Consider the following 23,119-nt stretch of genomic DNA (forward strand, 5'->3'; position numbering starts at 1 on the left):
AAATGCAAACACTAAGAGCAGAAGGATTGACCCGAACTTATGGCGAAAAAACGCTATTTGATAAGGTCGACTTCATTATTAATGAAAATGATCGAATTGGTTTGATTGGAACTAACGGCAGCGGCAAGACGAGTCTGCTGAATACCTTAGCAGGAATGGCGCAGTATGACGGAGAGATCATTACGCCAAATGAGTATTCCATCGCTTATTTAATGCAAGATCCCGAATTTAACGATCAGCAGACCATTATGGATGCCGTTTTTTCCGGATCGCAAAAAGTCTTTAAAATTATTCGTCGCTATGAAGATACATTAGCAGCTTACAGTACCGATCCTGAAGACAAGAAGAAACAGCAGCAGTACATGGATGCTGAAGCACAAATGAATGAAGCCGATGCCTGGACCGCGGAAAGTGACGTCAAAACGATTTTGACGCAGCTGCACATTACTGATCTGACCCAGCAAATGGGTACCTTATCTGGTGGTCAACGTAAGCGGGTCGGATTGGCACAGGTCCTGATTCAGTCACCAGACTTATTATTGCTGGACGAACCGACTAACCACTTGGACTTTGATTCCATTGACTGGTTAGAGAATTACTTAGCGAGTTACAAGGGTGCGCTGATCGTCGTTACCCATGACCGTTATTTCTTGGATCAAGTTGCTAACCATATCTGGGAGCTGTCCTTTGGGCGCTTATTTAATTACGATGGTAACTACCAAGACTACGTTGGCCAAAAAGCCACTCGGGTTGAACAGGAAGCGACTGCTGATCATAAGCAGCAACGGCTTTATAAACAGGAACTGGCTTGGATGAAGGCCGGTGCGCATGCTCGGACAACCAAACAGCAGGCCCGGATCAACCGGTTTAATAAAATCAAGGAACAAGTGGGGACGACACCCACGGAAGAAGACGTTTCCATTGATTTAGGCCAAACCCGGCTAGGCAAGCAAGTCATTGACGTGAAAGACGCTAATTTAAAGTTAGATAATCACGTTTTGCTAAAAGATTTTAACCTCTTAGTTCAGGCTGGCGACCGAATCGGTATTTCCGGTGAAAATGGTGCGGGAAAATCATCACTGTTAAACGTCATGGCGCAGCGGCTGCCACTTGATTCCGGTACCGTGACCATTGGTGAAACGGTTAAGATGGCATACTACACGCAACGCACGGAACCAATCCCAGAAGATAAGCGGATCATTAGCTACCTCAACGAAGTGGGGACTAACGTCACTGATAAAAGCGGCCATTCGATCTCCGTTTCCGAACTGCTGGAAGAATTCCTATTTCCAAGTTTTATGCATGGCACGCTGATTCGGAAATTATCCGGTGGTGAAAAACGGCGGCTGTACTTATTGAAACTCTTGATGGAACAGCCCAACGTACTCTTCTTGGACGAACCGACTAATGATTTGGATATTTCAACACTGACAGTGCTGGAAGATTACATCAAGCACTTTAACGGGACGGTCATCACCGTTTCTCATGACCGTTACTTCCTTGATAAAGTGGCCGACAAACTGCTGATCTTTGATGGCAACGGTCAAATTGAACGGTACAGCGGTTTATTTACGGATTATTTGGCGACCCAGAAAAAGGCTCAGTCTAGTCATAAAAAGGAACCGGCTAAGCAGCCAGCACCAACAGCAGAAACACCAACACCGGCTAAAAAGGCTAAAACTAAGTTGACCTACAAGGAACAGCTGGAATGGGACGGCATTGAAGACGAAATTGACGCCTTAGAAAAGAAAAAGGCTGATTTGCAGTCACAAATGACCAAAAATGGCAATAATTATGATAAATTAGCTACATTACAGGCTGACTTTGAAACCACCGATCATCAATTAGATCAAAAAATGGATCGCTGGGATTATTTGAGTCAATACGCGGAATAGGAGAGCTGTTCAATGCTAGAAGACGCATATTTAAACTTAGAACGCTATGTTTTGGAAAACGGCCATCGCAAAACTGACCGGACGGGAACGGGTACCATTAGTACCTTTGGTTATCAGATGCGCTTTGATCTGAGTCAGGGATTCCCGTTATTAACCACTAAAAAAGTCCCGTTTGGGTTAATTAAAAGTGAGCTATTATGGTTCCTGCATGGTGATACCAATATTCAGTTTCTACTGAAGCACCATAATCACATCTGGGACGAATGGGCCTTTAAAAACTTTGTTGAATCAGCTGACTACCACGGCCCGGATATGACCGATTTTGGCCGTCGTTCACTGGTTGACGAGGCATTTAATAAAGCCTATCAACAAGAAAAGAAAACTTTCTGCAAACGAATTGTCGAAGATGATGCCTTTGCTGCTAAGTATGGCTCATTAGGTAATGTTTACGGGGCGCAATGGCGTACTTGGAAGACCAGCAAGGGTGATACCATTGATCAGATCAGCAACGTTTTGGAGACGCTGCGGACCCATCCGGATTCACGCCGAATGATCGTTTCAGCGTGGAATCCGGAAGATATCCCGGGCATGGCGATTCCACCCTGCCACACGATGTTCCAGTTTTACGTGAATGATGGCAAGTTGAGCTGCCAATTGTACCAGCGTTCAGCTGATATTTTCTTGGGTGTGCCGTTCAACATTGCCAGTTACGCATTGCTGACGAATTTAATTGCCAAAGAAGTGGGGTTAAAACCCGGTGACTTTGTTCACACATTGGGTGACGCTCACATTTACAGCAACCATATTGAACAAGTGAAAACGCAATTGTCACGGACGCCGGCTGAAACACCGCAATTAGTGCTGAATCCGGATAAATCCAGCATTTTTGATTATGACATGGATGATATTAAAGTGACTAATTATCATCCAGCACCAGCTATCAAAGCGCCAGTAGCCGTTTAGGGGTGATCTGATGATATTTATTTGGGCCGAAGATACTCAGCACGCGATTGGTCATAAAGGGCAATTACCGTGGCATTTACCAGCTGATATGGCGTTTTTTAAACAGCATACGATCGGTAAAACACTGATTTCTGGTAGCCGGACGTTTGCCAGCTACAAGAAGCCGCTGCCGCATCGCAAAAACATTGTTTTAACGACCCGGACTGCTACGGATTATCCCAGCAGTGTTGAAGTGCTGCACAGTGCTTCAGAAGTGGCGGCCTATGAACAGGCTCATCCGCAAGAAACGGTGATCGTCAGCGGTGGGGCGAAAGTCTTTAAAAGTTTGTTACCCTACGTTGACACGTTACTACGGACCCGGGTGCAGCACACCTTTAAAGCGGACACCTACATGCCAAAAATCGACTATGACCAGTTTGAACTGATTTCGTCTACCACACACCAACCTGACGAAAAGAACCCATATAGCATGATTTTTGAGCATTGGCAACGTCGCTGATTTTAATGATTGAAAATGAGATAAAGTGAAAAGCCGACTTTCCTGAAACAGAGGAAGGTCGGCTTTTTGATTAATGGCAACGCTTGTCACGCTTTAAAACGCTTAGCATATTCTAAGAATATTATTCCAACAATTTATCAAAAAAATATATCAGATTTTAAAATAAATTTTTTAGTTAGATAATCGTTGATATAGAAGCAATTATGTGGAATCAGCAATAGCAAATCTTAAGCAAAATTAATTAAAAGTAAAAATAATTGTTGACGAATTATGAAATTATGATTATAGTTATTGCATTCACCAAGTTAAAAAATTCTGACAGGAGGTTACATCACATGACTAATTCAATCGTAAAACAATTTAACGTAACCTCTGCAAGTCAGAGTTTAGTCTTATTATTAAAATCCAAGGACGCAACGATTAGCTAGTAGCTTAGCCTACTAATTAAATTCAGTTGAGCCCTTATTTATGTATTTTAATGATGAGGGCTTGATGATCAAATTCTGACTTTAGACCTCATTCATTAAATTGAATGAGGTTTTTTTATTGCTTTGACACGGGGAGGGAAGCTCGTCAGGCAAGTTGTACCATACATAACACAAAAAAATATTTGGAAAGCAGGAGAAATTTATGAAGAAATCAACGATCAAACGCATTACAGGATTCGCCGCTATCGCAATGTCAGCCGCTATTTTTGCGGGGTGTACCACCGCTAAAACCACCACTCAAGGTAATGACCAAACCGGCAACACCGTTAAAATTGGGGTCAACATGGAGCTTTCCGGTGCCGCTGGTGGCTACGGCAACCAAATGAAACAGGGGATTCAGATGGCCACTAAAGAGATCAACAGCAAGGGCGGCGTGAACGTTAACGGGAAAAAGAAGAAGATCAAGCTGATCATCAAGGATGATAAGACGTCGACCAGTACATCCGCTTCGGTGGCCGCACAACTGGTCAACAACGATAAGGTCAACGCCATTATCGGGACTGCCACGACCAACGCCGGGACGGCTGCCATTCCAAACGAAACTAAAGCTAAAGTACCAGCTTTGAGTCCATCCGCTACCGACCCCAATTTCACTCTGCAAAAGGATGGCAAAGTTCAGCCATACGTCTTCCGGGCATGCTACCAAAACAACTTCCAAGGCGGTACCGGCGCCAAATTCATCTATAACAATTTGAAAGCTAAGCGGGTCGCCGTGCTTGGTGACAACTCAACGGATTATGGGACTGGCCTTGCTAAAGCCTTTAAACAGCAGTTCAAGGGTAAAGTCGTTGATACCCAGTACTTCTCAGGTGGTGATAAAGACTTCAACGCGATTTTGACCGCCTTTAAGAACAAGAAGATCGATGCCATCTACGCGCCAGGTTATTACTCCGAAATTGGCCTGATCATCAAGCAAGCGCGTCAAATTGGTTTGAACGTGCCAATCGTTGGTTCTGATGGCATGGCCGACGCTAAGCTGGTTCAAATTGCTGGTGCTAAGAACGCTTCTAACATCTACTACACCACACCATTCTCCAAAACGGTGGCTAAGCAAAACCCAGTCGCAGTTAAATTCATGAACGCTTACAAAGCCCGTTACCACACTGAGGCACCAACCTTCTCAGCCTTGGCTTACGATTCAACTTACATGATCAAGCAAGCTATCGAAAACGAAAAATCAGCCAACTCAGTTAAGATCACCAAGGGCCTCGCAAACATCAAAGACTTCAACGGTGTCACTGGTAAGATCACCATCGATTCTAAGCATGATGCCACTAAGCCAATTGCCGTTGAACACTTGAACAACGGTAAGGTCGTTGGTTCAACACAAATTAAATAATTAATCAAGAGCTGCCCACTAGGGGGCTCTCGTGAGCAAGCCAAGCTGTCTGTTGACGAGAACTTCCTAATTGGTACGCTACTACATAAAGGAGGGTGACACCTTGACAACACTCTTTCAACAACTAATAAACGGCCTGTCGTTGGGCAGTATCTACGCGCTGCTGGCACTGGGCTACACCATGGTTTACGGCATCATCAAACTGATCAACTTCGCTCATGGTGACATTTATATGCTAGGCGCCTTCTGGGGCTATTACACCATTAACTATTGGCATTTTAATTTTATCTTCGCTCTGTTATCCGCCATGGTCGTTTGCGCGGCCAGTGGTGTGATCATTGAATACTTCGCTTACCGGCCACTGCGCCACGCACCACGCATCACCGCTTTGATCACCGCAATCGGTGTCTCATATTTTCTGGAAAACGGCATGTCATACCTCTACGGTGCTGATACCAGAGACTTTCCGCAAGTGATCAAGCAGGTCAATTACAGTCTGTGGGGCGTTCGAGTATCTAATATTCAAATTTTGATTCTTGCTACTGCTTGTCTCTTGATGATCTTGTTGCAGCTGATCATCAAGAAAACCAAAATGGGGCGGGCCATGCGGGCGGTTTCCGTCGATCCCGATGCCGCTGAACTGGTGGGGATCAACATTAACCAAACGATTTCATTTACCTTCGCATTAGGGTCTTCAATGGCTGGTGCGGCGGGTGTTCTGATTGGCCTGTACTACAACTCGATTGACCCGCTGATGGGAATGACACCAGGTATCAAGGCTTTCGTGGCTGCGGTAGTTGGTGGGATTGGTTCAGTTCCAGGTGCTTCACTAGGTGGTTTCCTGATTGGTCTGCTGGAAACGGCCGTTCAATCGGTTGGCCTTTCAGCCTACAAGGACGCCGCGGTCTATCTGGTTCTGATTATTATCCTGCTGGTATTGCCATCCGGGATCTTCGGTAAAAACGTCAAAGAAAAGGTTTAGGTGATGATTTTGAAAGCAAATTGGAAATACAATCTTTGCTGGCTCATTTTGATGGTCGCTGGCTTTTACTTGATGAACACGCTGATCTTAGTTGGCGTCATCAATTCGTTTCTGGAAAACATGATGGTCACCATTGGCATCAATATTATTCTAGCGGTTGGTTTGAACTTAGTGATTGGCTTTGCGGGCCAGTTCTCGCTGGGTCACGCGGGTTTTATGGCTGTTGGCGCCTATGCCACGGCGATCATCATTAGTAAAACGCCCACGGCTGGTGCCTTTTACGGCTCAATTATTGTGGGAGTCATCGTCGCCATTGTCGCAGCCTTAGTCGTGGGAATTCCCACGCTGCGGCTACGCGGTGACTATCTGGCAATTGCCACTATGGGCGCTGCCGAAATTATTCGGATCATCATTAATAATCTGAAAATCACTAACGGCCCATCCGGGATGTTCAACATTCCCCAATTTGCCACTTGGCCAGTCATCTACATCATGGCCTGTGTGACAACGCTCATTATCGTGAACTTTATTCATAGTCGTGGTGGCCGGGCTGCCTTGGCGGTCAGAGAAGATGAGATTGCGGCTGATTCAATGGGCATTAACGTTTTCAAATGGAAGCTGGCCGCCTTCGTTTTAGGCGCGGCAACGGCTGCCGTAGCTGGGTCCATGCAGGCCTCCTATCTGCAGACCATTGCGCCAAGTAACTTCAACATCATGGAGTCCATCGCCATTTTGATCATCGTGGTTCTTGGTGGCGTTGGCAGTATCACGGGTAGCTTTGTCGCCGCTGGAATTTTAGGCGTGGTGGACGCAGCACTGCAATCCTTTGGGGCACTGCGAATGGTGATCTACGCTTTGGTCTTGATCTTGATCATGATCTTCAAGCCATCCGGCATTATGGGCGCCACCGAACTGTCATTTAAACGGCTCTTTAATCGCAAAAACAAAAAACAAGAAAGTGGGTGCTAAATCATGACAACCTTGCTCAATGTCGAAGAACTGGTAAAAAACTTCGGCGGACTAACTGCTGTTTCTGATGTTAATATGCACCTCAACGATGACGAATTGGTCGCCTTGATCGGTCCAAACGGGGCGGGGAAAACCACGTTGTTTAATCTATTAACGGGCGTGATTGGGCCTAGTTCTGGTTCGATTACTTTCCGCGGCACTGACGGTACCATTTCACTGAACGGGATGAAGGCTTATAAGATTGCTAACCTGGGCATGGCCAGAACGTTTCAAAACATCCGGCTTTTTAAGGAGTTAAGCGTTTTGGATAATGTGTTGATCGCCATGACCGCCCACTATAAAGAAGGTTTTTTTCAATCGGTTTTCCGACTGCCAAAATTTTATAAAACAGAGAGCCAGATCCGCAAAGAAGCCATCGAACTGCTTAAAATTTTTGATCTTCAAAATGACCTTGATAAATTAGCCAAGAACTTACCCTATGGGATTCAAAGACGTCTGGAGATTGTTCGAGGCTTGGCTATGAAACCTAAAGTACTGTTTCTCGACGAACCAGCCGCTGGGATGAACCCGGAAGAAACGGCGGACTTGACCCGGTTGATTCGCCAGGTTCAGCGGGACTTTCACATTACGGTCTTATTGATCGAACACGATATGTCACTGGTCATGAACTTGGCCTCACGCATCTACGTACTGGACCATGGTTCATTGCTAGCGGAGGGCACTCCAACTGAAATTCAGCAAAACAAGGCGGTTATCAAAGCCTACTTGGGCGAGGAGGCGTAACTATGACAATGCTTGAAGTAAAAGATCTCGCCGTCAACTACGGTGTGATCAACGCGGTAAAGGGCGTTAGTTTTCACATTAATAAAGGCGAAATTGTGTCTTTGATCGGCGCTAACGGTGCTGGAAAGACGACGATTCTAAAAACGATTTCCGGCCTGTTAAAACCGGTCAGTGGCACGATTACTTATGAAGGCAAAACCATTCAAAAACACAAGGCGCCGAAAATCGTGGCAGCCGGAATCTCACAAGTCCCAGAAGGTCGGCATATTTTCGCCGGCATGTCCGTACGGGAGAACTTGCAGATGGGGGCTTTTTTACAAAATAACCACGCTGAGATCACTAGCAGTTTCGAAACGGTGTATTCCCGCTTCCCGGTACTGAAAGAACGGATCAATCAGGATGCCGCCACGTTATCCGGTGGTGAGCAGCAGATGCTAGCCATGGGCCGGGCACTGATGTCCAAGCCAAAGTTGTTACTGCTAGATGAGCCTTCAATGGGACTGGCACCGATTTTCATTAACGAAATTTTTGAAATCGTTAAAGCCATCAAAGAGCAGGGCACTACGGTACTCTTGATCGAGCAAAACGCGAAAAAAGCACTGTCGATTGCTGACCGTGGCTACGTTCTGGCCAGTGGCAAGGTGAAGATGACGGGAACTGGTCAGGAACTGCTGGCCAATCAAGATGTCCAAAAAGCATACCTAGGGGGTTAAAAATATGAGTGTTGCAGATTATATGACAGCAAAGATCATCACGATTTCACCAGAGACGAAGGTCAACATGGCTATTAACCTGATGAAGGACCATCAGATCCACCGGTTACCAGTGATCGATGGTGACAAGTTAGTCGGAATCGTAACGGAAGGCATCATCCGCGCGGCGTCACCATCTAAAGCGACCAGCCTATCGATTTACGAGGTCAACTACCTCTTAAATAAAATGACGGTCGCAGATATTATGGAAAAAAACGTCAAAACGATTGCTAAAGATGCCCAGTTAGAAGATGCCATTTCGATGATGCGTCACCACGACATTGGCGTGTTACCGGTCATGGATACGGATCAAGTAGTGGGAATTATTACCACGAATGATATTTTAGACGGTTTCTTGGATATTACGGACTATTTTGTGGATGCCACCGTGGTGCAAGTCATGATCGAACATGACCGCACGGGTGTCATTTATGAGATTGGTAAGCTCATGGCGGATAACGGGTTTAATATTCAAACGCTGATTGTCACCCGTAACCTGGGTTCAATCATGATTGAAATGCACGTGGATAAAACGGCCGGTGATGGCGTTAAACAGGTGTTAGAGGATGCCGGCTATTCAGTCCGGCTAGTCGTCAATCAACAAGTCAATTAGCCAAATCAAAAGGGCGATAAACTCCTCAAAGTAGGAATTTATCGCCCTTTTGATATTTAATATTTTTAAGCGTACAGCAACACTGAAAAGTACATTAAGATCGTGCCTAACAACACAAACAAATGCCAGATCACATGGCCAAATTTAATCCCCTTAAAGCTATAGATCACGGCACCCACGGTAAAGGCAACGCCACCTAAAACGAGTAACGTGAAGCCACGGACGCCCAGACCGTAGAATAACTGTTTGAAGCCCAGCACGCAAAACCAGCCCATAACGACGTAAATAATGGTGGACAGTTTCTGAAATTTACCTAGCCAAAGACACTTGTAAATCACACCCAAGATAGCCATTGCCCAGATCACACCAAAAATCACCCAACCTAACGTGCCCTTAATCACCACTAGACAATAGGGTGTATAGGTACCCGCAATTAACAGGTAAATCGCACAGTGGTCAAAAATCTGAAACAGGTGGCTGGCACGGGTAAAATACAGACTGTGAAAAAGCGTTGAGGCTAAGTAAAAAATCACTAGGATAGCACCGTAGATCGTGTAAGATGTGATCCGCATGGCGCCACCTTCTTGGACACCACGAATGATCAGCAGCACTAACCCGGCAATGCTTAGACCAACGCCAATGCCATGGGTCACAGCATTCAGAACTTCATTGACGATCTGATACCTTCTTGAAGGCTGTGATCGTGTTTTAAGGTGTTTTGATTGAATCATGGGAAACCCTCCTTGACGGAAATAATGGTTTATTTTAAGTCTGAAAAAATCGCTAATAGTCATGAAATAAGCTGATTACAAGCGTTTTCGCGCCTTGTTACACATTGGTTCATCTGCTATACTATTATCGAATAGTTTTCATGCGCTGCAAATAATTGTAGCATGAAAACACCTACAATGGGGAAGAAAGCGTGGTTATAAATCAATCATGGCAACTGTCAAAATAGTAACTGATTCTTCAGCCGGATTAACCGATGAAGAGGAAAAAAAGTACCATATTACAATCGTGCCTTTAACGGTCATGATCGATGATGTGGTTTATGTTGAACGCCACACCATCACTAATGATGAATTTATTGATAAAATGGAACATTCCAAGGCATTTCCGAAGACCAGTCAGCCGCCATTAGGCGATTTCATTAAAGTCTTTGATGAACTGGGTGCAGATGGCAGTTCAGTCATCTGCATCAACATGATGGAATCCATCAGTGGGACGATCCATACCGCCGAACAAGCAGCGAAGATCTCAAAGACTGACGTTACCGTCTTTGACAGCGGCACAACTGACCGGGCACTGGCCTTTCAATGCATTGAAGCCGCTAAGTTAGCCCAAAAGGGTGCTTCCGTTGATGAAATTTTGGCGCGAGTTAAGAAGGTTTCCGACAACACCCGGCTTTACATGGGTGTGATGACGCTGAACAACTTAGTTAAGGGCGGCCGGATCAACAAAATGACCGGTGCTATTTCATCATTGCTGAACATTAAGATCGTGCTGCAAGTGGGCCAGGGTAATTTGAACATCCGGACCAAGGGCCGTGGCATGAAGACTATTGATCGGTTTTACGACAAGGTCTACGAACAAATGAAAAACACGCCGAACATTAAGGCTATCGGTATTTCACACGTTCATGCTGAAGGTATGGTGGATAACATTTTGAAGCATATCCAACCGATATTTCCTAACATCGATATTCTAGTCCGTGAAACGGTACCGATCATTGCGACTCATGGTGGCCCAGGAGCCTTTGCGCTAGTCTATTATTTTGATGATTAGCAGGTTTCAATCGAAATTTAATTAAAATTTAGTCCACTAGCGGCAGTTAGCCGTTTAGAATAAATGAGATGGCCCAGCTGGTCATCTCATTTGTCATTTTAACTGGTGAATCAGTAGCTTATACAATAATGCGTACGCGCTTAATAAGGGAGTTTTGATATGCAGCGATTTTTAAAATGGGTCTTAGCTCTGCTCCTAGTGGTGATTATCATTGGTGGCGGGTGGTTTTGGCTTCAGCGTCAGCCAAGTTCAGACAGTGCGTCGCCTAGAAGACCAATCATCCAAAAAACGGTCAGGGTAGTTGGCGTTGGCGATTCACTGACACAGGGAATTGGCTATGATGATGATCATCAGGGCTACTTACCGATTTTGAAGCAGCAGCTGCGCCGGGATTACTACGTGAAACCTAAGACCGCTAATTATGGCATTGGTGGCCAGCGCAGTGACCAGATCGATCGGCGGGTGCAGACAAATAAAAAGTTACGCCGTTCTTTACGGCATGCAGATGTGATCGCCGTCACGGCTGGCGGTAACGATCTGTTGCAGGGACTAGAGAAAAATATTTTAGTGAACAGCGATGAGCAGATGGCGCGAAAAATGCTGCCGCTGAAAAATGAGTATCAGCAGAAACTCACGCAACTGATTGCCGATGTCCATGAAGTGAATCCCCGAGCTCAAGTTTATTTATTTGGGATCTATAATCCCGTGTATGTCTACTTTACTAACGCCACGATGATCAGTACGGCAGTTGATCAGTGGAACCAAGTCAATCGCCGAGTGGCTACAGAGCAGTCGAAGACCCACTTTGTCAACGTGAATTCAACGCTGACGCATGGGCAGTACCGAACAGCTGATGCGCAGGCCAAGCTGAAAGCTGAAAATCAGTAAAATGATCAGGCCTTCATCGATCCCACCACGGTGGAAAAGCTGCTGAAGACCCAGAACAACAAAGAAAAGAACGCTTATTTATCAACCGAAGATCATTTTCATCCTAATAAAAAGGGTTATAATGTGATGGCAACTCGGCTGAGTCATGAGATTCAAAATAACGTGAAGTGGCAAAAACGGTAATGAGAGATTTTGAGGTGATGTTTTGAACACAGAAAGTCGTCAAGAACATGTTTCAACTAAAAAAAGCAGCAACCCATGGAAATGGGCGTTCATTGTGCTGGTTGCACTTTTATTGATCGGTGCTGGGACAACGGCAGTTAAGCTGTTTTCCGCGCCTAAAAATAACACCACGCAGACCAGTGCGCCAGCCACTGCTGCCAATTTTAACGTCAAGCTGGATAAAAAGCAGTTTAACGCGATGGCTGCGTATTATTTAGGCCAGTTTCAAAATGAAAGTAAGCAAAAGGTCGACTATCAGTTTGAGGTTCACAATGATGCAGTCTTGACCGGGCAAACCAAATTACTGGGGTTGCCAGTAAACTTTGGGTTGTCATTGACCCCTAAAGTGTTAGCGAACGGTAACGTCCAGCTGACCGCAAAAAAATTAGCTGTTGGTCAATTAAACGTGCCAGTCAGCGCGGTATTGGGCTACATTCGCTCACAGTATAATGTTCCCAGCTGGATTGAATTAGACGTGCATCAAAAAACGATTACGATGAACTTGAAGAAATTTAGGACGAATGGGGTACAGTATCGTGCCGAAAAGATCGATATGAACGGTGCTGGCCAATTCGAGTTTAAGGTGCTAGTACCAAAGCCGAAGTCATAAAGGGGTGATCATCAATGCGACAAAGTTTTTACCAATTTTTGATGACGCAGCGTAATCCTGAAGATTATGAACCAGTGGCGCAGTTTGCCAATAATGCCTTTTATGATCAGTCGTTTCCAAAACAGGAGACCCACTTTGAAACTTTGTCAAAGTACCTGGAAGAAAATGCCAGTTATTTACCGTCAATGACGATTTTTGACGATGCCTGGGCACTGTATCTGGAACAAGATTAAAATAGCGTCAATAAAGCCCCTAACTTTGGCTGATTCGTCCAAGGTTAGGGGCTTTATTTCGCTGTAAAAGACACTTTTAGTTTATAATGTGCTAGATAACTTACATTCCCACAACAAGTCTCAAAAAGCCTAGTGAGATAACACCAACTACCACGGTGACCAGTAAGTTTTTGGAAATTACCGCGCTCAAAACGGTTGGTAAGGAAGCCAGTAAGTTAGGCACGTTTAATGACGGCAGATGGCCTAAATGCTGGATAAATAAGTTTTCAAACCATAACACCGACATAATGGAAATCGGCACAAAGCTTAAGAACTCAACTACCCGGGCAGACAATCTAAACTTCTTTAAAATCACAAAGGGTATAATTCTTGATAGCCAAGTGGCGAGTCCGGAGCCTAAAATCGTCAATAGAATAAAGCTAGAAGAAGGCATGTTTGATCACCACCCCAAATTCACAAGCGATTAATGTGATGACTAACGTTAATAGATTTGCCGGAATAAAAATAATCCCGATAAACGTTGCGACTAACACAAAGCCGACCACGAGTAGCTGTAAATTAAATTTAATTGATTTATCACTCACCAACTGCAGGTAAAGCAGGCCAATAAACATGGCAACTAAGGCAAAGTCCAGACCGAATTTATCGGGATTACTAATAAAGTTTCCTAATAAGGCACCCACCAAAGAAGCAATTGCCCACACGATATAGGCAAAAAAGTTCACCGTATTGAACCACGTAAAATTCAATTTTCGGTCGGTATAATTGACCTTATTCATGCCCAGGGCAAAGCTTTCATCCGTTACCAGTCCGCCTAAAATAATATTTCTAAACAGGCTTTCCTTGCGAAAATAAGGGGCTAAAGTGGTACTCATCAGGATCATGCGAGAATTTACCAAAAAGGCTGATAAAATGATCGAGATCATCGGGCTATGTGTTACCAACATGCTAATAATGATAAATTGTGAAGCACCGCCATATGTAATCAACGACATTAAGGTGATCATCAAGGGAGTCAATCCGGAAGCCCTGCCGACGATACCATATGCTAGACCAATTCCGATATAGCCAAACACCGTTGGTAATGTTTCCTTTGCTGCGCTTGAAACCGTTAACTCATTGTCCACGTATCAATTCCTCCGTTCTTTAATTTATTGTTAAACAATAAGTTTGCCATAATTGACTTTGGTCTTGCTTATCGTTTAAAATACTATACAGACGTATAATATATTGAACACTAATAAAACTTTAATGCATTTTTAATTCTATGTCAATAACAGTTAGGAGGTTTTGTAATGGATATTGGAGTGATTGTGAGTAAGAATCTGAAAAGGATCCGTCATGAAAGAGGGTTAAGCCTAACCGAACTTGCTGAGCTTTCTGGTGTGAGCAAGGGGATGCTCTCGCAAATTGAAAATAATGGGACCAGTCCCACGATCAATACCATTTGGAAAATTTGTATTGGACTAAACATTCCTTATACAACGTTACTGGAGGGGGATAATAAGCCTACCAATAACGTGATTAAAAAAGCTGAAATTAATCAGCAGCAGTCGCTAGATGGCCACTATCGGATTTACGGCTACTATTCCGATTCGCCGCACCATAATTTTGAACTTTTCCAGATTGAATTGGATGAAGGGACTAGCTACACTTCAGTGGGTCACGCTAAGACCAGTCAAAAACTTGATTCAGAAGAATACGTAATGGTTTTAGCCGGCCAATTAACGTTGATAAGCGGTAGCAAACAATTAGTTTTAAACCAGGATGATGCCACTCGCTTTGATCCAACCAACCAGCATATTTACCAGAATTCTGGTCAGGGTACCTTAAAAGCGATGATCATTAACTTCTATCCAGTTTAAACCAGTCTAAAAATTAATAATGACTAAAGCTATCAAGTTTTCTGAGTTTTGGCACGCGATTAGACTATATTGAAGTATTGAATAAATAGACACTTTCTTGCTATCTTCAGTTAAGAAGTTAGTTGAAATACTTACCAATATCGACTTATGCCACAGGTCCATTTTTACGCTCTTGGTGGCTATGATATGACGATTCAATAGCAGGTTTAAAGAAATAACTGTGGTAGAATGGGAGTGCTGATTTTCAAAATTCATTAGTAAAAAACTGGATGATGAGTAGCAAAATATGATTTAAAAATAGTGTCTCTAAAAGTAAAAGCTAAGCAACAGGGTGTTATCTCCCTTGGTATGAAAGGAATTTAAACATTATGGCAACAATTCAATGGTTTCCCGGGCATATGGCAAAGGCCATCCGTCAACTGGAAGAAAATTTACACGTGGTGGATATTGTGTTTGAGCTGGTTGATGCCCGTATCCCGCAAGCGTCACGTAATCCTGAGATCGAACGTCTGATCAAGGAAAAGCCGCATCTGGTGATCATGACTAAAAGTGATCTAGCTGATCCAGAAGAGACGACTAACTGGATCAAGGCATTTAAAAAACAGGGTCTGCCAGCAATTGCGGTAGATTCCAAAGCCAATATCACCACTAAGACGATCACGCGCATTACGCAGTCTATTTTGGCAGACAAATTGGATAATGAACTGCAAAAAGGCCTGAAAGAACGGCCCATTCGTGCCATTACGGTGGGAATTCCTAACGTGGGTAAATCAACGCTGTTAAACCGGTTAGTCAATAAACGGGCGGCTCAAGTTGGTGACCGGCCTGGTGTCACTAAGGGTCAGCAGTGGCTGCGGTCATCTTCAAAATTACAGTTATTGGATACCCCAGGGATCCTGTGGCCTAAGTTTGAAGATGAAAGAACTGGTCAAGCGTTAGCCTTAACCGGTGCGATCAAAGACCAGCGCTTCGCCAGCGACGATGTGGCCCTGTTTGCCTTAAAATTCTTTCGCGCCTATTACGAGGGTGCCTTACGTAAACGTTATAAATTAACCGATGATGATCTAGTTTTAAGCGATGTTGATCTCCTGCTTAAATTGACCAAACAGTTCGGGATGAAGGATGATTACGACCGCGCCAGTGACCGGCTGATCTTAGACATTCGTAAGGGAAAGCTGGGCCGCTATACGGTAGATCGTACGGAGGAAGAGTAATGAGTAAACCATTATCAATTCGTGAATTGACCCGGTTATTTCATGGCATTACGGCGGAAACGGATTCTTTGTTTCAGGAGTACGCTGATGATCCACGGGCGGGCGTTCAAAAATTGATGCAAACCACTCATCATCGGCTAGCTAAACTGATCGAAGAAAAGCGCGCCTTTGAGCAGCGCTTTTTTTATGAACGCAAATACCGGCAAGAAGGGCATCAATTAATTGCTGGTGTTGACGAGGTGGGTCGTGGCCCGCTGGCAGGACCGGTGGTGACCTGCGCGGTGATCTTACCCGAAGATTTTGACGTGATCGAAGTCAATGATTCTAAGCAACTTTCAGACCATCAGCGAGAACAGTTATATCCGCAGATATTAGATCAGGCGATTGCAGTGGGCGTTGGGATGCAATCGGCCCAGCAGATCGATCAGTTGAACATTTATCAGGCCACCCGAGTAGCAATGCTTCAAGCGGTTACTCAGTTGCGGGTGCAGCCGGATCAACTGCTGATCGATGCCATGCAGATCGATAGTGATATTCCACAGCTAAAGCTGATCCATGGCGACGCTAAGAGTGTCTCTATCGGCGCTGCTAGTATTGTGGCTAAGGTTTTCCGGGATCATCTCATGCAAAGCTATGACGTTTTATATCCGGGCTACGAATTTGCTCATAACGCCGGTTACGGCACCAAAGCGCATTTGCAGGGTCTAAAAGACCTTGGGCCGTCTAAAATTCACCGCCGGACCTTCGCACCAGTTTCAAACTATTTTAACTAATTCACCGTAGTTTGCTGAAACTAACTATGAGGTGATCTAACCATGAATTTGAACCAATTTTTACTGCGTCTGCATTTAACTCCCGGCATTGGTATTAAAGGGGAATATCGGATCGTCCAGTGGTTAGCTGAACATCCGGGACAATTGAGAAATTTACTGCCAGCCAAAATGAGTGAAATTGCCGGCATCTTACCCCAGCACCGGTCAAAATTCGAGCAGGGGGTTATTTCTGATACAGTGAGTCAGGTATTAACGCGACACCAAAACGAGTCGCAGTACCTGACTTTTTTTGATCCCGAATACCCGTTAATGTTAAAGGAAAGCTGGTTGCCGCCGATTGTCCTGTTTTATCAGGGTAACCTGGATCTACTGAATGCACCACAGTTACTCAGTATTGTTGGCAGCCGTCGCAGCAATGCCTATGCTGAAACGGCGTTAAATACCATTTTACCCAAGATTACCGAAAACGGACTGGTCGTGGTTTCGGGCTTAGCCGCTGGGGTGGACAGTTTGAGCCACCAGTTCGCGCTTCGTAATCACGGCCACACGATCGGCGTGATCGCCACGGGCTTAAATCTCAGCTACCCGGCTAGTAGCCAAAAATTACAGCAGTATATGGCCCAGCATGAACTAGTGTTATCTGAATATCCGCTGGACGCGGTAGGTAAACGCTACCACTTCGTTGAACGGAATCGCATTATTGCTGGTTTAAGTCAGGCCACTTTGGTGGTGCAGGCACAAGAAAAAAGTGGCAGTCTGATCACGGCTAATCTGGCGCTGCAAAATAACCGGGATGTCATGGCGATTCCTGGCAGAATTGATGACCCGCTTTCCTGCGGGTGCAATCAGTTGATCCAAGCCGGTGCCAAAGCGGTTCTGTGCGCCGAAGATATTTTGGATGAATACCCATCACTAAAGACTAAATAACCGGCATGAGACCGTTTATAATTTGGTAAAACGACATCCATTTGACATATAATATAGTAGTTTTTGCGAACTTTTTCAGTTGACAATCTAATTTTTATGAAATATGATGTGAAAGATTTAGTAATCTCGCATCAATCAATATTTACAACTCGATAGAAGGGGTAATTAGATGGCAGCAACAACAACTAAAAAGACTAAAACCACTAAAACTAAAAGAAGAAAAAACCGTAAAAAGCTGGTTATCGTAGAATCACCAGCCAAAGCCAAAACGATTGAAAAATATCTTGGCCGAACTTATAAAGTCATGGCTAGTCTGGGCCATGTGCGGGACCTGCCCAAGAGCAAAATGGGTGTGGACGTTGAAAATAATTATGAGCCCCACTACATTTCGATTCGTGGTAAGGGTGACGTGATCAAGGAATTGCGTTCCGAAGCCAAAAAGGCCAAACAAGTTTACCTCGCAGCCGATCCGGACCGTGAAGGAGAATCCATTGCTTGGCATTTATCTCACTTGCTGAATCTGGATCCCACCGAAAAAAACCGGGTCGTGTTTAACGAAATCACCAAAGATGCCGTTAAAGACGCGTTCAAGACGCCCCGGACCATTGATATGGATCTGGTGGATGCCCAGCAGGCTCGCCGGATTCTTGATCGACTCGTGGGTTATTCCATTTCGCCACTGCTCTGGAAAAAGGTTAAAAAGGGGCTCAGTGCCGGCCGTGTACAATCCATTGCCTTAAAGCTGATCATTGACCGCGAAAACGAGATCAAAGTCTTCGTGCCTGATGAATATTGGACAATTGACTCAGAATTTAAGCTTAAACGGACCAAGTTTGCGGCGAGTTTTTACGGTCTAGCCGGTAAGAAACACGCGTTACCCGATAACGATGAAGTCCAAAAGATGTTAGCTAAACTGGATCGTGACCAGCCGTTTGACGTGACTAAAGTTACCCGTAAGGAACGTAAACGGACACCGCAACCACCATTTACGACTTCGGCGATGCAACAGGAAGCCAACAAGAAGCTGAACTTTAGAACCCGTAAAACCATGATGGCTGCTCAGCAGCTGTATGAAGGGATCAACATTGGTAAGGAAGGCTCTCAAGGGCTGATCACCTATATGCGGACCGACTCCACTCGGATCTCGGTGATTGCGAAGCACGAAGCGTCGTCCTTTATTCATGAAAAGTACGGGGCCGAATACGCGGCAACTAAGCCGATCAAAGGTAAGTTACCAGAAGGGGCCCAAGACGCCCATGAAGCTATTCGGCCATCATCCGTCTACCGGACACCAGCCGACCTGAAACAGTATCTGACCAATGACCAGTACAAACTCTATTCATTGATCTGGAACCGGTTCATGGCTAGTCAAATGACCAACGCCATGATGGACACCATGGCAGTCACCATTGAACAAAATGGTGTCACGTTTAGAGCTAACGGTTCTAAACTGAAATTTGAAGGCTTCTTGAAGGTCTATAAGGACGGTAAGGAAAAGGATAACCTGTTGCCTGATTTAAAGGAAGGCGACCAGTTGACCTTATCTAAGACTGATCCGGCGCAACACTTTACCCAGCCACCGGCACGTTTCTCTGAAGCCAACCTGATCAAAGCGCTGGAAGAAAATGGCGTGGGCCGGCCATCAACGTATGCACCAACCTTGGATACCATTCAGCGTCGGTACTACGTCAAATTAGTGGGCCGTCGTTTCGAACCTACCGAACTGGGTGAAATCGTCAATACGATTATTCAAGACTACTTCCCAGACATCGTTGACATTAACTTTACGGCGGGCTTGGAAAAGCAGCTGGATGGCATCGAAGAGGGCGAGCAGGATTGGGTCAAGGTTGTTGATACTTTCTACCAGCCATTCTCAAAGGAAGTCAGCCACGCCCAAGATACCATCGAAAAAATTCAGATCAAAGACGAACCAGCTGGCTTTGACTGTGACATCTGCGGTGCACCCATGGTGATCAAGATGGGCCGCTACGGTAAGTTTTACGCTTGCTCGCGGTTCCCAGATTGCCGGAATACTAAACCGATCGTTAAAGAAATTGGTGTGGTTTGTCCGAAGTGTCATAAGGGGCAGGTTATCGAAAGAAAATCCAAGAAGAACCGGCTGTTTTACGGCTGTTCCCGCTACCCTGACTGTGATTTTGTCACTTGGGATAAGCCAATTGGCCGTGATTGTCCTAAGGATGGTCACTTCTTAGTTGAAAAGAAGATCAAGGGCGGCGTTCAAGTTATTTGTCCAAACGGCGACTACGAAGAACCCGTTCAAAAATAGTTACAAGAAAATTAAGTTTGACCAACCTTGACCAAATGTATTGCATCGGGGTTGGTTTTTTGTTAAATTATCATCATGGAGGTGGTTAACATGGCAACACCAGTTGAATTGTTTATCACCTACCTGGAAAGCGAACGGCAATATTCACCAGAAACGGTTAAGGCTTATCGTGAGGATCTGGCCGCCTTTCAAAAATTCTTAACTGACACCGGTGGCACGACTGATCTATTAGCGGTATCAAAGCTGGACGTCCAAGTGTATCTCAGTCAGCTATATGATGAACACAAGGCCCGGACAACGATTGCCCGTAAAATTTCCAGTTTACGGTCTTTTTACGACTTTCTGATCCGCGAAGACCAAGTAAAGGTCAATCCATTTGCCTACGTCACGTTAAAGAAACGTCCGCAGCCGCTACCGCGATTTTTTTACGAAAAGGAAATGACGGCGCTGTTCAAAGCAGCTAAGGAAAATCCAGATGCCGCGTTAGCCAAGCGGGATTCCGCCATTTTGGAAGTCCTGTACGCCACCGGTATTCGGGTCAGTGAGCTGTGCGGGTTAACGTTAACGGCAGTTGATTTTGACGGTCAGCTGATGCTGATTCATGGGAAGGGTAACAAGGAACGTTACGTGCCCTTTGGCAACTATGCTAAGAACGCGCTGCTGACCTATTTAAAGTCGACCAGAGAGTCGCTAATGGCCCAGTACCATAAGCAGCATGAGCTCGTCTTTATCAATCATTACGGTGATCCCATCACGCCCACGGGAGTGGAATACGTGCTGAATCAAATGATTGACCGTAGTACTTTGACCGGTGACATTCATCCGCATATGCTGCGGCACACGTTTGCCACGCATTTACTGAACCATGGTGCTGATCTGCGGACGGTACAGGAGCTTTTGGGCCACAGCAGTTTGTCGACGACTCAGATCTATACTCACGTGACCAAGTCGCAGCTTCAACGGGATTATCGCCGTTTCTTTCCACGTGCTACTCATGATTAAAGAAAGCAGGGGTTTTATACATGCCAGTAAAATTTGAGGCAACCACCATCGTTGCCGTGCGTCATAACGGGCACAATGCCATGGCCGGCGACGGTCAAGTTACGATGGGTGAAAAAGTCATCATGAAGGGAACTGCACATAAAGTTCGCCGGATTTACAACGATAAAGTCGTTGTTGGTTTTGCGGGCAGCGTAGCAGATGCCTTTAAACTCGAAGAAAAATTTGAAGCCCGCTTGAACGAATTTAGCGGCAACCTGGAACGGGCTGCCGTGGAACTGGCTCAAGACTGGCGTTCAGATCAAAACTTACAAAAACTAGAAGCACTGCTGATCGTCATGAACGACAAGGACATGTTGCTGGTCTCCGGTTCTGGTGAAGTGATCGCCCCAGACGACGACATTTTAGCCATCGGTTCCGGCGGTAATTTTGCCCAGGCGGCCGCCACTGCTTTGCACCACCATGCCAAAGACATGAGTGCCAAAGAAATTGCGGAGACGGCGATCGGCATTGCCGGTGACATCGATATCTTTACCAACCACAACATTATTTCTGAAGAATTATAAACCCAACAGAAAGCAGGGATTTGATTGGATCCAATTACAAAAACACCACGCGAAATCGTTTCGCTTCTTGACCAGTACATTATTGGTCAGGACGCTGCTAAAAAGTCGATTGCGATTGCGTTACGTAACCGTTACCGCCGGATGCAGCTTTCACAAGACATGCAAGATGAAATTACACCAAAGAACATGCTGATGATCGGCCCGACTGGGGTTGGTAAGACTGAACTGGCACGACGGTTAGCTAAAATTGTCAAGGCACCGTTTGTGAAGGTCGAGGCCACTAAATTTACCGAAGTCGGCTACGTCGGCAGCGACGTTGAATCGATGGTTCGTAACTTAGTTGACGTTTCCGTGAAGATGGAAAAGGATTCCCAGTTCGAAAACGTCCGGGCAGAAGCCACCAAACGGGCAAACAACCGGTTAGTTAAGTTGTTAGTCCCAGGTAAGAAGCCCAAGCAAAACCAGCAGGCTGATTTCTCCAACCTGATGAACATGTTTTCTCAGATGCAAAAGGGGGATATGCCCACTGCTGAACAGCCTAAAGAAGAAATCACGGACGAGATCAAGAACCAGCGAATGTCCGTTTCTGACCAGCTAGCTCACGGGCTATTGGAAAACTCCGAGGTCACCATTGAAATGGATGATCCGCAGCAGTCAATGGCCGGCAGCAATCCTATGATGAACCAAATGGGGATTGATTTAGGCTCAACTTTAGGCCAAATGATCCCTAAGAAACGGATCAAGCGCACGGTACCGGTTTCTGAAGCGCGTGAAATTTTGATTCAAGAAGAGTCCGAGACTTTGGTAAACGATGCCGATATCAACCACGCTGCCATTGAACGGGCGCAAAACACCGGGATCATCTTTATTGATGAAATCGATAAAATTACCTCAACGTCAAAGCAAAATAGCGGTGAAGTTTCCCGTGAAGGGGTTCAGCGTGATATCTTGCCAATCGTTGAAGGCACTCAAGTTCAGACCAAGTACGGTGCCATCGATACGGACCACATTTTGTTCATTGCCTCCGGTGCCTTTGCCGAAAGTAAACCCAGTGATCTGATTGCTGAACTGCAAGGCCGCTTCCCAATTCGGGTGGAATTAGATGAATTAAGCCAAGAAGACTTTGTTAAAATTCTGACAGAACCGAATAACGCCTTGATCAAGCAGTACATTGCTTTGATCGGCACGGATAATGTGAAGGTCACCTTTACGATTGAAGCCATCAATCGAATTGCTGAACTGGCTTACCAGTTGAACCACGAGAACCAAAACATTGGTGCCCGTCGTTTGCATACCGTACTTGAAAAATTACTGGAAGACCTGCTCTATGAGGGGCCGGATATGCAGATGGGTGACATTACCATTACTGAAAGTTACGTGAACGATAAAATTGGCAACATTGTTAAGAACAAAGATCTGTCACGTTACATTCTTTAATTCTTGTGACTTTAAACTAAAAACGCCTAA

General features: G+C 45.1%; 25 protein-coding genes. 22 read left to right on the top strand and 3 right to left on the bottom strand.

What is annotated here, in order from left to right; translation table 11 throughout:
* Window positions 1–2 precede the first annotated feature (2 nt).
* The 9 genes from CES79_RS09985 (at window position 3) to CES79_RS10025 (ending at window position 9,283) form a co-directional block, all read left to right on the top strand.
* The gene (locus CES79_RS09985; RefSeq protein WP_089137086.1) at window positions 3–1,895 is read left to right on the top strand and encodes an ABC-F family ATP-binding cassette domain-containing protein; all 1,893 of its coding nucleotides are present in this window, start codon (window positions 3–5) and stop codon (window positions 1,893–1,895) included.
* A gap of 12 nt (window positions 1,896–1,907) precedes the next feature.
* Window positions 1,908–2,858 carry a thymidylate synthase gene (locus CES79_RS09990; RefSeq protein ID WP_089137087.1) on the top strand — a complete coding sequence of 317 codons (951 nt, stop codon included), beginning with the start codon at window positions 1,908–1,910 and terminating at the stop codon, window positions 2,856–2,858.
* A gap of 10 nt (window positions 2,859–2,868) precedes the next feature.
* Window positions 2,869–3,357 (top strand): dihydrofolate reductase, encoded by a 489-nt coding sequence (locus CES79_RS09995; protein ID WP_225362394.1) that lies wholly within the window; start codon window positions 2,869–2,871, stop codon window positions 3,355–3,357.
* A 630-nt stretch (window positions 3,358–3,987) separates the two neighbouring features.
* The gene (locus CES79_RS10000; RefSeq protein WP_089137088.1) at window positions 3,988–5,184 is read left to right on the top strand and encodes an ABC transporter substrate-binding protein; all 1,197 of its coding nucleotides are present in this window, start codon (window positions 3,988–3,990) and stop codon (window positions 5,182–5,184) included.
* A gap of 103 nt (window positions 5,185–5,287) precedes the next feature.
* Window positions 5,288–6,166 carry a branched-chain amino acid ABC transporter permease gene (locus CES79_RS10005; protein ID WP_054655217.1) on the top strand — a complete coding sequence of 293 codons (879 nt, stop codon included), beginning with the start codon at window positions 5,288–5,290 and terminating at the stop codon, window positions 6,164–6,166.
* 3 nt (window positions 6,167–6,169) lie between these two features.
* Complete coding sequence (locus CES79_RS10010; protein WP_191983081.1) at window positions 6,170–7,135, top strand: branched-chain amino acid ABC transporter permease; 966 nt, start codon at window positions 6,170–6,172, stop codon at window positions 7,133–7,135.
* Between the two features lie 3 nt (window positions 7,136–7,138).
* On the top strand, window positions 7,139–7,918 hold the full coding sequence (locus CES79_RS10015) for an ABC transporter ATP-binding protein (RefSeq protein WP_089137089.1): 780 nt from the start codon (window positions 7,139–7,141) through the stop codon (window positions 7,916–7,918).
* Between the two features lie 8 nt (window positions 7,919–7,926).
* The gene (locus tag CES79_RS10020; RefSeq protein ID WP_170173474.1) at window positions 7,927–8,631 is read left to right on the top strand and encodes an ABC transporter ATP-binding protein; all 705 of its coding nucleotides are present in this window, start codon (window positions 7,927–7,929) and stop codon (window positions 8,629–8,631) included.
* 4 nt (window positions 8,632–8,635) lie between these two features.
* Window positions 8,636–9,283 (top strand): CBS domain-containing protein, encoded by a 648-nt coding sequence (locus CES79_RS10025; RefSeq protein WP_089137091.1) that lies wholly within the window; start codon window positions 8,636–8,638, stop codon window positions 9,281–9,283.
* A 65-nt stretch (window positions 9,284–9,348) separates the two neighbouring features.
* Here CES79_RS10025 and trhA read toward each other — a convergent pair whose 3' ends face one another.
* Window positions 9,349–10,014, bottom strand: coding sequence for a PAQR family membrane homeostasis protein TrhA (gene trhA, locus CES79_RS10030; RefSeq protein ID WP_054655216.1), 666 nt, complete (start codon window positions 10,012–10,014; stop codon window positions 9,349–9,351).
* Window positions 10,015–10,222: 208 nt separating this feature from the next.
* On the opposite strand from trhA, the gene CES79_RS10035 reads away from it, so the two are divergent.
* The 5 genes from CES79_RS10035 (at window position 10,223) to CES79_RS10050 (ending at window position 13,021) form a co-directional block, all read left to right on the top strand.
* Window positions 10,223–11,068 (top strand): DegV family protein, encoded by an 846-nt coding sequence (locus tag CES79_RS10035; protein ID WP_089137092.1) that lies wholly within the window; start codon window positions 10,223–10,225, stop codon window positions 11,066–11,068.
* Window positions 11,069–11,227: 159 nt separating this feature from the next.
* Window positions 11,228–11,956, top strand: a complete 729-nt coding sequence (locus tag CES79_RS10040; protein WP_089137093.1) for a GDSL-type esterase/lipase family protein — start codon at window positions 11,228–11,230, stop codon at window positions 11,954–11,956.
* A 30-nt stretch (window positions 11,957–11,986) separates the two neighbouring features.
* The gene (locus tag CES79_RS12865; protein WP_159459489.1) at window positions 11,987–12,139 is read left to right on the top strand and encodes a hypothetical protein; all 153 of its coding nucleotides are present in this window, start codon (window positions 11,987–11,989) and stop codon (window positions 12,137–12,139) included.
* A 22-nt stretch (window positions 12,140–12,161) separates the two neighbouring features.
* The gene (locus CES79_RS10045; protein WP_089137094.1) at window positions 12,162–12,788 is read left to right on the top strand and encodes a YpmS family protein; all 627 of its coding nucleotides are present in this window, start codon (window positions 12,162–12,164) and stop codon (window positions 12,786–12,788) included.
* A gap of 14 nt (window positions 12,789–12,802) precedes the next feature.
* Window positions 12,803–13,021 carry a YozE family protein gene (locus CES79_RS10050; protein ID WP_054655208.1) on the top strand — a complete coding sequence of 73 codons (219 nt, stop codon included), beginning with the start codon at window positions 12,803–12,805 and terminating at the stop codon, window positions 13,019–13,021.
* Between the two features lie 100 nt (window positions 13,022–13,121).
* Here CES79_RS10050 and CES79_RS10055 read toward each other — a convergent pair whose 3' ends face one another.
* Window positions 13,122–13,454: an AzlD domain-containing protein gene (locus CES79_RS10055; protein ID WP_089137095.1), complete on the bottom strand. Its 333-nt coding sequence runs from the start codon at window positions 13,452–13,454 to the stop codon at window positions 13,122–13,124.
* Entirely contained in the window at window positions 13,441–14,148 is a 708-nt protein-coding gene (locus tag CES79_RS10060) for an AzlC family ABC transporter permease (RefSeq protein ID WP_089137096.1), read from the bottom strand. Before CES79_RS10060 ends, CES79_RS10055 begins: the two co-directional genes overlap by 14 nt.
* 168 nt (window positions 14,149–14,316) lie before the next feature.
* On the opposite strand from CES79_RS10060, the gene CES79_RS10065 reads away from it, so the two are divergent.
* The 8 genes from CES79_RS10065 (at window position 14,317) to hslU (ending at window position 23,089) form a co-directional block, all read left to right on the top strand.
* Entirely contained in the window at window positions 14,317–14,886 is a 570-nt protein-coding gene (locus tag CES79_RS10065; RefSeq protein WP_089137097.1) for a helix-turn-helix domain-containing protein, read from the top strand.
* A 368-nt stretch (window positions 14,887–15,254) separates the two neighbouring features.
* Entirely contained in the window at window positions 15,255–16,100 is an 846-nt protein-coding gene (ylqF, locus tag CES79_RS10070; protein ID WP_089137098.1) for a ribosome biogenesis GTPase YlqF, read from the top strand.
* Window positions 16,100–16,873, top strand: a complete 774-nt coding sequence (gene rnhB / locus CES79_RS10075) for a ribonuclease HII (protein WP_089137099.1) — start codon at window positions 16,100–16,102, stop codon at window positions 16,871–16,873. Before ylqF ends, rnhB begins: the two co-directional genes overlap by 1 nt.
* Before the next feature lie 42 nt (window positions 16,874–16,915).
* Entirely contained in the window at window positions 16,916–17,800 is an 885-nt protein-coding gene (dprA, locus tag CES79_RS10080; protein ID WP_089137100.1) for a DNA-processing protein DprA, read from the top strand.
* Window positions 17,801–17,969: 169 nt separating this feature from the next.
* Window positions 17,970–20,087 carry a type I DNA topoisomerase gene (gene topA / locus CES79_RS10085; protein WP_089137101.1) on the top strand — a complete coding sequence of 706 codons (2,118 nt, stop codon included), beginning with the start codon at window positions 17,970–17,972 and terminating at the stop codon, window positions 20,085–20,087.
* Between the two features lie 90 nt (window positions 20,088–20,177).
* On the top strand, window positions 20,178–21,089 hold the full coding sequence (gene xerC, locus CES79_RS10090; RefSeq protein WP_054655200.1) for a tyrosine recombinase XerC: 912 nt from the start codon (window positions 20,178–20,180) through the stop codon (window positions 21,087–21,089).
* Window positions 21,090–21,109: 20 nt separating this feature from the next.
* The gene (gene hslV, locus CES79_RS10095; protein ID WP_054655198.1) at window positions 21,110–21,652 is read left to right on the top strand and encodes an ATP-dependent protease subunit HslV; all 543 of its coding nucleotides are present in this window, start codon (window positions 21,110–21,112) and stop codon (window positions 21,650–21,652) included.
* 24 nt (window positions 21,653–21,676) lie between these two features.
* Window positions 21,677–23,089, top strand: coding sequence for an ATP-dependent protease ATPase subunit HslU (gene hslU, locus CES79_RS10100; protein WP_089137102.1), 1,413 nt, complete (start codon window positions 21,677–21,679; stop codon window positions 23,087–23,089).
* The last annotated feature ends 30 nt before the right edge of the window (window positions 23,090–23,119 follow it).

Origin of the sequence: Secundilactobacillus silagei JCM 19001, assembly GCF_002217945.1 — a bacterium.
Classification (GTDB): domain Bacteria; phylum Bacillota; class Bacilli; order Lactobacillales; family Lactobacillaceae; genus Secundilactobacillus; species Secundilactobacillus silagei.